Below are 651 nucleotides of genomic sequence, written 5' to 3'. Positions count from 1 at the left end.
CCGTGACAGGGATGCGTCCTAAACCAACTAGACCAACGGACCAAAATTGCGGGGGCTGGATTTGAACCAACGACCTCCGGGTTATGAGCCCGACGAGCTACCAGGCTGCTCTACCCCGCGATAATAAAGATGACCCGTGCGGGATTTGAACCCACGATACCAGCGTGAAAGGCTGGTGTCTTAACCACTTGACTAACGGGTCATTACGGAGAAGGAGGGATTCGAACCCTCGCACCGCTTGCGCGATCTACACCCTTAGCAGGGGCGCCTCTTCAGCCACTTGAGTACTTCTCCAATGGGCCTAAATGGACTTGAACCATCGACCTCACGCTTATCAGGCGTGCGCTCTAAACCAGCTGAGCTATAGGCCCATATCTAAAAGCGGGTAACGAGAATCGAACTCGCGACAACAGCTTGGAAGGCTGTGGTTTTACCACTAAACTATACCCGCATAATATTAAGTTAATGGCGCGGGACGGAATCGAACCGCCGACACACGGAGCTTCAATCCGTTGCTCTACCAACTGAGCTACCGAGCCAAATATAAACGGTCCGTACGAGACTCGAACTCGTGATCTCATCCGTGACAGGGATGCGTCCTAAACCAACTAGACCAACGGACCAAAATTGCGGGGGCTGGATTTGAACCAA

General features: G+C 52.7%; 7 tRNA genes. All 7 read right to left on the bottom strand.

What is annotated here, in order from left to right:
- Positions 1–46: 46 nt before the first annotated feature.
- The 7 genes from LMB56_RS00140 to LMB56_RS00110 all read right to left on the bottom strand — a co-directional run bounded on the left by LMB56_RS00140 (position 47) and on the right by LMB56_RS00110 (position 623).
- Positions 47–120, bottom strand: a tRNA-Met gene (locus LMB56_RS00140).
- Between the two features lie 10 nt (positions 121–130).
- Positions 131–202, bottom strand: a tRNA-Glu gene (locus LMB56_RS00135).
- Positions 203–206: 4 nt separating this feature from the next.
- A tRNA-Ser gene (locus LMB56_RS00130) sits at positions 207–294 on the bottom strand.
- A gap of 2 nt (positions 295–296) precedes the next feature.
- Positions 297–371: transfer RNA gene (locus LMB56_RS00125), tRNA-Ile, on the bottom strand.
- Between the two features lie 9 nt (positions 372–380).
- Positions 381–451: transfer RNA gene (locus LMB56_RS00120), tRNA-Gly, on the bottom strand.
- A gap of 15 nt (positions 452–466) precedes the next feature.
- Positions 467–539 (bottom strand) — tRNA-Phe (locus LMB56_RS00115).
- Positions 540–548: 9 nt separating this feature from the next.
- A tRNA-Asp gene (locus tag LMB56_RS00110) sits at positions 549–623 on the bottom strand.
- Positions 624–651: the final 28 nt, after the last annotated feature.

Origin of the sequence: Limosilactobacillus reuteri (genome assembly GCF_020785355.1) — a bacterium.
GTDB classification, from domain to species: domain Bacteria; phylum Bacillota; class Bacilli; order Lactobacillales; family Lactobacillaceae; genus Limosilactobacillus; species Limosilactobacillus reuteri_I.
Note: the sequence above shows the minus strand (reverse complement) of the source record. Positions and strands in the feature narration are given on the sequence as shown.